The sequence below is a fragment of the Candidatus Frankia nodulisporulans genome (assembly GCF_902806475.1).
Taxonomy (GTDB): Bacteria; Actinomycetota; Actinomycetes; order Frankiales; family Frankiaceae; genus Frankia; species Frankia umida.
The window spans coordinates 1-8,591 of sequence record NZ_CADCWS010000184.1; the positions used below are offsets into that span (position 1 = coordinate 1).

At 72.8% G+C, this 8,591-nt stretch carries 7 protein-coding genes; 5 read left to right on the forward strand and 2 right to left on the reverse strand.

All coding sequences use genetic code 11. The features are described from left to right. Positions 1-672 (reverse strand): uracil-DNA glycosylase (locus G6R24_RS15320; protein ID WP_163549928.1); only part of this gene is annotated, 672 nt, incomplete at its 3' end. A 352-nt stretch (positions 673-1,024) separates the two neighbouring features. Here G6R24_RS15320 and G6R24_RS15325 point away from each other — a divergent pair. The 3 genes from G6R24_RS15325 to G6R24_RS15335 all read left to right on the forward strand — a co-directional run bounded on the left by G6R24_RS15325 (position 1,025) and on the right by G6R24_RS15335 (position 5,524). After that, on the forward strand, positions 1,025-3,721 hold the full coding sequence (locus G6R24_RS15325; RefSeq protein ID WP_225438570.1) for an FAD/NAD(P)-binding protein: 2,697 nt from the start codon (positions 1,025-1,027) through the stop codon (positions 3,719-3,721). 205 nt (positions 3,722-3,926) lie between these two features. Then, the gene (locus G6R24_RS15330; RefSeq protein ID WP_225438571.1) at positions 3,927-4,238 is read left to right on the forward strand and encodes a YciI family protein; all 312 of its coding nucleotides are present in this window, start codon (positions 3,927-3,929) and stop codon (positions 4,236-4,238) included. Next, the gene (locus G6R24_RS15335) at positions 4,235-5,524 is read left to right on the forward strand and encodes an RNA polymerase sigma factor (RefSeq protein WP_163549930.1); all 1,290 of its coding nucleotides are present in this window, start codon (positions 4,235-4,237) and stop codon (positions 5,522-5,524) included. Before G6R24_RS15330 ends, G6R24_RS15335 begins: the two co-directional genes overlap by 4 nt. A 147-nt stretch (positions 5,525-5,671) precedes the next feature. Here the strand turns inward: G6R24_RS15335 and G6R24_RS15340 are convergent, their stop codons facing one another. Continuing rightward, positions 5,672-6,712 carry an XRE family transcriptional regulator gene (locus G6R24_RS15340; protein ID WP_163549931.1) on the reverse strand — a complete coding sequence of 347 codons (1,041 nt, stop codon included), beginning with the start codon at positions 6,710-6,712 and terminating at the stop codon, positions 5,672-5,674. A 312-nt stretch (positions 6,713-7,024) separates the two neighbouring features. On the opposite strand from G6R24_RS15340, the gene G6R24_RS15345 reads away from it, so the two are divergent. Both G6R24_RS15345 and G6R24_RS15350 read left to right on the forward strand, forming a co-directional pair. After that, positions 7,025-7,435 (forward strand): nucleotide exchange factor GrpE, encoded by a 411-nt coding sequence (locus G6R24_RS15345; protein ID WP_163549932.1) that lies wholly within the window; start codon positions 7,025-7,027, stop codon positions 7,433-7,435. A 210-nt stretch (positions 7,436-7,645) separates the two neighbouring features. Further along, on the forward strand, positions 7,646-8,591 hold a 946-nt coding region (locus G6R24_RS15350), incomplete at its 3' end, for a hypothetical protein (RefSeq protein WP_163549933.1).

Sequence of the window (8,591 nt, forward strand, 5' to 3'; positions counted from 1 at the left end):
AAGGCTCCAGTCGACGGGCTGGGCGCCCTGGCGCAGCAGCAGGTCGTTGGCCCGGCTGAACGGGCGGGACCCGAAGAAACCGCGATCGGCCGACCGGGGGGACGGATGGGTCGACTCGATCACCGCCGCGCCGTCCAGGAAGGGCCGAAGGCTGCGCGCGTCGGCGCCCCACAGGATGGCGACCAGCGGTTTGCCCCGCGCGGCCAGCGCCCGGATCGCCTGCTCGGTGACCGGCTCCCAGCCCTTGCCGCGGTGCGAGCCGGGCTGGCGCGGGGCCGTCGTCAGCGCCCTGTTCAGCAGGAGCACCCCCTGGCTCGTCCAGGGGGTCAGGTCGCCGTTGGACGGGCGGGGCGCGCCGACGTCCGTACTCAGCTCCTGGAAGATGTTCTGCAGGCTGCCCGGTAGCCGGCGCACCTCGGGTGCCACCGCGAAGCTGTAGCCGATGGCCATACCGGGTGTGGGGTAGGGGTCCTGACCGACGATCAGCACCCGCACGTCGTCGAAGGGCTGCTGGAAGGCGCGCAGCACATGCGGGCCGGCGGGCAGGTAACTACGGCCGGCGGCGATCTCCGCCCGCAGGAAGTCGCCCATGGCCGTGATCTGGTCGGCTACCGGTTCGAGGGCCCGCGCCCAGCCCGCCTCGACGAGTTCCCGCAGTGGTTGCGCTGGCATGGCCGGTCAGCCTACTGCGCGCTCCCCGCACCTCGGTGGCCGCGCCGCCGCGGGAGCACGGTGATGCCACCGACCCACACGACCGAGGGGCTTCGGGCGGGGGCTTCTGATCCGGCACTGATCCACCGCGAGGTGGGCGGGGTGTGACGCCGAACCCGTTACCGCCATGGTGTCGCGCCCCGGTCCCACGCTTGTTCCTCCGGCACCGAATGATCGGGCACTGATCCGTCGATCTCGGGGACCGAGTGTGTCCGGGGTGTCCGTATTCCGTCATTCCAGTTCACCGACCGCCCCGACTGTGCTTACTCTGCTGGCGACGGGAATGGACGGAAAAGGAGATCTTCATGCTCAGGTGTCCGCGTACAAGCTGTCGACGGTCCCGATGAGTGCGCCGGTGGTCGTCGCGGTGGTGGGTGGTGGGGCCAGCGGGTGCCTCGCCACCGCCCAGCTGGCAAGGTCCGCGTCGGTTACCGGCCGAAGGTTCACGATACTGCTGGTCGAACCGGACGAGGTGGGTACGGGTCTGGCGTATCTGACCCGGGATCCGCGGCACCGGCTCAATGTGCCGGCCGCGAAGATGAGCGCCTTTGATGATGATCCGCAGCATTTCCTGCGCTGGCTTCGCCGGCATGTCGCGGTCGACTTTCCGCCGGGTGGCTTCGCGCCCCGCCAGTTCTACGCCGACTATCTTCGTCACACCCTCGAGGAGACGCTGCGCGCCGCGAGCGGTGTGCGCTGTGAGCAGGTGCGTGCCCGCGCCACCGACATCCGCCGCCATGGTCGTCGGCTGCGGCTGACCCTCGACGACGGCACCAGCCATCCGGTGGACGGTGTCGTCCTGGCCCTCGGCCACGGCGCCTCGACGACCTCCTGGGTGCCTTCGGCGCTGGCCCGCTCACCCCGGTTCATCGCCGATCCGTGGCGTTCGCAGGCCGAGGCGTACGTTCCGACCGGCAGCGACGTGCTGCTCGTCGGCGCCGGCCTGACGATGACCGACATGGCCCAGCGTTGGAGCAGGGCCGGGGTGCGGCTGCACGTCACCTCGCGGCACGGGCTGCTGCCGTTGCCGCACGCGGTCGAACCGGCGCCGCCACTGGCCGCCCCGCGGCTGCCCGCCGGGCCGATGAGCCTCGGGCAGGCCCGCCGGCTGGTCTTCGCGCACATCCGCGCCGCCGGGGGCGACTGGCGGCGGGCGGTGGACGCGCTGCGCCCGCTGACCGCCGAACTGTGGTCGCGGCTGCCCGTCGCCGACCAGGCGACGTTCCTGGCGACCACGGTGCGCCGTTGGGATCAGGTGCGTCACCGCGTCGACCCCGCCGTCCACGCCTGGCTCGAGCAGCGCCGCACCGAAGGATCGCTGGTCACCCACGCCGCGCGGGTCGTCGGCGCACGCGAGACCGAGACCGGTGTCGAGGTCTCGCTCAGCGACGGCTCCCGGGTGCTCGCCGCGGCTGTCCTGAACTGCACCGGCGCGGGCTCCGGTGTGCGCACCAGCCACGATCCCCTGGTCATGAACCTGCTCGCCGCGGGCCTGGCCACCCCGGACGCACTCGATCTGGGCTTCGCCACCGACGCGTCCGGCCGCCTGGCCGCCGCCGACGGGCCCCACCCGGCGATCTGGGCGATCGGACCGCTGCGCCGCGGGCAGCTGTGGGAAAGCACGGCGATGCCGGAGATCCGCGGCCAAGCCGCCGCGCTCGCCCCCGCCCTCGTGGCCGCGCTCCCCGGACCTCGGGGCGTCCGACGCGTGCACGACCCCTACGGTCTGCCGCTGACCGCGAGTTCGGCGGCGGCCGGCCGTTACGTCGCCGGGCTCGGCCGCATCCTACGGGTCCGGTCGGGCGCCGAGACGCTGGTGGCCGAGGCGGTCGAGGCCGACCCGCGGTTCGCCCTCGGGCAGGCGGTGCTGGCGCTGCTCGGCGCCGAATGGGGCGCCGACGTCGACGTCGAGGCCGCCCTGGCGCAGGCCCGGCGGTACGCCGGACGGGCCGACGAGCGGGAACGGCGTTTCATCGACGTCGTCACCGCCCGCATCCACGAACCGGGCGGAGCCGGGTCGGCGGCGGCGCTGCTCAGCTACATCCACGCCTACCCCGAGGACGCCCTGGCGGTCAGCATCGCCGTGCCCACCATCGCGTTCAGCGGTGCGACGGAACTTCCGGCCGAGGCCTGGGCGCTGGTCGAAGGGCTCGCTCCGGTCTACCGCGACAACTGGTGGTACCGGGGGCTGCTCGCCTTCACCCGTCAGGAGCAGGGACGTTACGAGGAGGCGGCCGAGCTTTCGGCGCTGGCGCTCGCCGTCGAGCCGACCGCCGGGCACGCCGTCCACGCGAAGACCCACGTCCACTACGAGACCGGTGACCATGCGGCCGGGCTGGCCTGGTTGGACACCTGGATCTCGACCTGCGGTTCGGATTCGTCGCACCGGGCCCACTTCTCCTGGCACGCGGCCATGCACGAGATCGCCCTCGGCGAGGACAGCGCGGTCCGGGCACGTTTCACCGCCCAGCTCGCGCCGCCGGCCGTCGCCGGTGTCCGGGCGCTGGTCGACTCCGCGTCGCTGCTGTGGCGCGGTTTCACCGCCGGCACCTGGACGTCGGTGGATCTCGGCCCGGTGCTGGACACCGTCCCCGGTGGCCTGCTCGTCGATCCGCCGACGCCGTTCGTGGCGTTGCACGCGGCCATCGCGCTGGCCGCCGTCGGGGACTGCCAGCGGCTCGCCGCACTGCGCCGGTCCGCGGCGGCCCGCACCAGCACCGTGTTCACCGACACGGTCGCACCGCTGGCCGACGCCCTGATCCACCTCACCCTGGGCGATCCCGACCGGGCGACCGAGGCGCTGGTCGCCCTGCCCGGTGTCGAACGGCTCGGGGGCAGCGCCGCCCAGCGCGAGATCGTCGAGGACACCACGATCTACTGCGCCGTCCAGGCCGGCCGGCCCGACATCGCCCAGGCCCTGTTGCGGAGCCGACTCGAGCGTCGGCCCTCCCCCCGCGACGCCCATCTGCGCGCCGCGCTGTGCACCGGGCATCCGGCCAGCCGCGAGTAGCGCACGGACGTCGCCGCGTGGCCGGATCGATCCTGGCCCGACCCGGCCGCGCGGCGACATGCGAACGTGTGCGGGAACGGTCGTGAGAACTTCCGCGGGGCCCGGTGTCGAATCGGGGCGGCGGCGTTCGTAGCAGGGGTGAGCGACAGTCGCCCACCGGGGGCGCCCGCGAACCACAGGAGCTGATCTCGCGATGCAGTATCTGATGTCCGTGATCCAGGACCGTCCCGAACTCGGCACCGAGCAGGAGCAGGCCGCGATCGACGTGTTCAACACGCGGCTCCAGGAGCAGGGGCACTGGGTCTTCGCCGGCGGTCTCGGGTTCCCCGACACGGCGACCGTGGTCGACAACCGGGGTGGCGAGGCGCTGGTCACCGACGGACCGTTCGTGGAGTCCAAGGAGTTCCTCGCCGGCTTCTGGATCCTCGAGGCCGCCGATCTCGATGTGGCCCTGGCGCTTGCCGCCGAGGGTTCGAAGGCCTGCAACCGCAGGATCGAGATCCGTCCGTTCCTGTGAGCGAGGTCGACGTCCAGGCGGCGATCACGCGGGCCCACCGCGCCGAGTGGGCCCGGGTGGTCGCCATCCTGACCAGGCGCCTTGGCGACTTCGACCGCGCCGAGGAGGCGGCGGCCGAGGCGTTCGCGACCGCCGTCGAACGGTGGCCGACCGACGGCGTCCCACCCAGTCCCGGCGCCTGGCTGACGACCACCGCGGGCCGTAAGGCCATCGACCGTCTGCGGCGGGAGAGCAGACGCGACGACAGATACCGGGAGGCTCGGTTGTTGTCCGGTGACGACGGCGACACCCCGCCCGAGCCGATCGGCGCAGTCGACGACGTGCGGCTCCGGCTGATCTTCACCTGCTGTCATCCGGCGCTCGCCCCCGAGGCCCGCGTCGCGCTGACCCTGCGGATGGTCGGCGGCCTGACCGTCCCCGAGATCGCCCGCGCCTTCCTGGTGCGGGAGACCACGATGGGTGCGCGGATCACCCGCGCGAAGTCCAAGATCGCGACGGCGCGTATCCCCTACCGGGTGCCGGCCGCGGCGGATCTGCCGGCCCGCGTCGGCGGCGTGCTCGCCGTCCTGTACCTGGTGTTCAACGAGGGTTACCTGGCCAGCGGCCCGCCCGGCACCGACCCCGTCCGCGCCGACCTGACCGCCGAGGCGATCCGCCTGACCCGCCTGCTGCGCGCCCTGCTCCCGGACGACGGCGAGGTGGCCGGCCTGCTGGCGCTGATGCTGCTCATCGAGGCCCGCCGCACCGCCCGCGTCAGTTCGGACGGCGTTCTGGTCCCCCTCGGCGAGCAGGACCGCGGCGCCTGGGACACGGCGCTGATCGCCGAGGGCCACCGGCTGGTCCGCGAACGTCTCGCCGCCGTCGCGGCGGCCACGACGGCGGGGTCGGCGCCGGGGCGCTATCAGATCCTGGCCGCGATCAACGCCGTCCACACGTCGGCCCGCGACGCCGACGACACCGACTGGTCGCAGATCATCGCCCTCTACGACCAGCTCATCCGCCTCGACCCGGCGCCGATCATCGTGCTCAACCGGTCCATCGCCGTCGCCGAACTCGACGGACCGGAGGTCGCCCTGGCCGCCGTCGACCGGCTCGCGGCCCCGCTGTCCACCTACCACGCCTACCACGCCACCCGGGCGGATCTGCTACGTCGCCTCGGCCGCGACCAGCAGGCACGCGCCGCCTACGACCGGGCTCTCGCCCTGAGCACCAACACCGCCGAGACCGCCTACCTGACCCGCCGCCGCGACCACCCGCGGGCGACCGTCCGCCCGGATCATGGGTGACCCGCTCCGCCCGGCGCCGCCCACCCATGGCTTCGGGTTCGGCTTCGCGCGAGGGGTGCCGTCCAGCCTGGTGCAGGTAATGCTCGGCGGACGGAAGGTGACGACCGGCCGACGGCAGGACCCACAGATCCACGGACGGTTGACGGGTCAGCTGTTCGGGGGCGTCATCGTCGCTGAGGGAATGTCGACGTAGCCGATGATGTCGGCCCCGCGCACGGCCAGATCGCGGTCGGTGAATCCGTCGAGCCGTTCGGCGTCGCGGGCCAGCACCGTCGCCCCGCCCCGGTCGACCAGCATCATGTAGATCCGGGTCGTGATCCCGGGATAGCCGGGATAGCCCATGATGCCCCGCGGCCCACGAAAACAGAGCTCGTCGGAGACGGTGAGCACGTCCCCGGGGTAGTAACGGCCGTTGCCCGGGTTGCGCCGCGGAGTCGAATCGGTCGTGCCGGGATCCGCCCACCCGGCGCCGACGAGTTCCTTGCCGGCCGGCACCGGCGCCGACAACCGGCCGCCCACCTCCAAGGACGGGTTCCAGGCAGGGTAATAGGTGTAGGACGCCTGCGAGACCCGGACGTCGTACTGCGCGGCACCTCGCTGGTCGACCACGGTCGCCGTCGTTCGCAGCGGCAGGTCGTAGCATCCCGACGGGCCGGTCGCGGTACGCGCGGCCTGCAGCGCGGTCGACGCGGTCGACGCGGCGCCGCCGAACAGCAGGGCGCCCAAGCCGAGGCCGGCGCCGAGACCGATGCCGAGAAGGCCGATAGCCGCACCGACCAGCACCCGGACCGGCCTTGCCGGCCACCCCCGGCCGGCCCCCACGGGAGCAGGCTCGACCGGCTGAGCCGCCTCCTTCGATTCGACGAGCTCGGCCGGCGGGATGGGCTCGGCCGGGTCGACGTCGGGCGCCTGGCCGAGGCCGGCGCTGTGCTGCAGCCGATGCCAGGCGGCCAACCAGGCGGTGCGTCGCTGCGGATCGAAGGCCTCGACGATCCGGGTCACCGAGTGCTCGGTGAGCCGACGTCGCCGGTTACGCAGGTCGTTGATGGTGGTCTTGGACAGCCCGGTTCGTGACTCGACCGACCGGTCGTTGGAGCGTCCCCACAGCCGGGTGATCGCTTCGTGCAGATCCTGGTAGCTGGCGACCCCGTCCGGGTCCTCCGACGGTGTCTCCCCCGTGTACGACATCGTTTCCGTTTCCCGCCGGGCCGCGGCACGTCCCGCGGCGTCTGCCATCCCGTTCGGGCACATGGGTAGTTTTCGCCCGTTTCGCCTGTCCTGACAGGACAGGACGGGACAACCGGTACTCATCATGCCGACAAAGCGCCACGTTCGGTGCCATGGTTCCAGCTACGTTTCTGTCCGGCCCGGCCGTCCGGGGGGAGGCCGGGCCGGACAACACGATGGATGCGGGCACCGAGTGGCCGTGTTTCGTCAGCAGGGACGAGCCGGAGGCGACCGCCCGGCCGGGTGATGCGTCGAAGGTGAGGTGATGGTCTCGTGCGCATCCGACGGCTGCTGTCGCCGCGGCGCGAACCATTGAACTGCCAGGACGCGCCGAATCGGCGGCCGCCGGACATCGTCCGCGATCTGATCGCCGTGGCCGACGGTCTGGTCGACCTGACCGACGACGAGGCGATCGCCGACCCCGCGGCAGCGGCCGCCTTCGCCCGCTGGATCACCCAGCGAATCGGCATCATGATCATCCACTGTGAGGTGAGCTGGATCGCCGATGAGGGACCGTTCGATCCGGCCAGGCATGAGGCTGTGGCGTCCCGGCCGGCACCGGACGCCGAGCAGGCGGGCCGCATCGCCGAGACCGTCCGGCCCGGCTACCTGTGGCGCGACCAGATCGTTCGTCCCCAGCAGGTGATCGTCTACGCGGCGGCCGTCCCACTCACCCGCGCGTAGGCAAGGCGAGGGAAAGGCGCCGCTCGTGACGTCCACATCGTGACCGTCACGGACGGTGGCGATTCCACCTTCGATCCTGTGGTCACCTCTGAGCCGGCCGCGGATCAGCGCTGGTGGCGGCGATGGTGGACCTGACGATCCGCGACGAAGGCAACGGTGTGCGGTCACCACGCGCACTCTGGTGGATGGTGCTGGCGTACCGTCGCGGCTGTGCTGCTCGCCGTTCTGGCCGCCTTCGCCTGTGCGTTGTGTTACGGGGCCGGCTCGGTGCTCCAGTCAGTAGGTGCGGCCCGCACCGCGACCGCTACCGCGCCGACGTCCACGGTCACGCCAACGTCCACGTCCACGTCCACGGCGTCGGCGTCGGCGTCGGCGGGCGGCGTGACGGGTCAGGCCGGCAGCGGAGACGGTGCGCGGGAGGTCGCCGCGGCCTTCCGGCCCTCGGCGCTGGCCCACCTCGCCGTCCAGCTGCCCTACCTGGCCGGGCTCGGGCTGGACCTGCTGGGCTGGTTGCTCTCCCTGCTCGCGGTGCGGGGCCTGCCACTGTTCGCGGTCCAGGCCATCCTCGCCGGTTCGGTCGGGGTGACAGCGGTGCTCGCGGTGGCCATCCTCGGCGCCCGGCTCTCCCGCCGGGAGGTGGTTGCCCTGGCCACGCTGGGCGCCGGAATGGTGCTGCTGGCGCTGACCGCACGACCGGGACGGGCCGATCCGGCGTCGACGGCGGTCTCCTGGGGACTCGTCGCCGGGGTCCCGGTACTCGTCGGGCTGGTCGGACTGGTGCTGTGGGCCTGGCCGCGGCGGGCGGGCGCGCTGCTCGGGCTGCTGTCCGGACTGGCCTTCGGCGGGGCGGCGCTGTGTGCCCGGCTGATCGAGGCCCGACCATGGTCGGACGTGCCGACCGACCCCGCGACCTGGGCGTTGCTGGCCTACGGCGGGCTGGGCCTGGCCCTGTTCGCCGTCGCGCTGCAACGTGGTGCGGTCACCACGGCGATGGCCGGCCAGTGCGCCGGCGAGACGCTGCTGCCGGCCCTGGCCGGAACACTGCTGTTGGGCGACGGTGCCCGCGCGGGACTCGCACCGCTGGCCGTCCTCGGCTTTCTCGTGGCCGTCCTGGCCGCCTTCGCACTGATCATCGCCGGCGCCGGCGACGTGGACG

Excerpts from the sequence above, each read along its gene's own strand:
- G6R24_RS15330 (WP_225438571.1), top strand. The coding sequence starts at position 3,927 with ATGTCCGTGATCCAGGACCGTCCCGAACTCGGCACCGAGCAGGAGCAG.
- G6R24_RS15340 (WP_163549931.1), bottom strand. The coding sequence starts at position 6,712 with ATGTCGTACACGGGGGAGACACCGTCGGAGGACCCGGACGGGGTCGCC.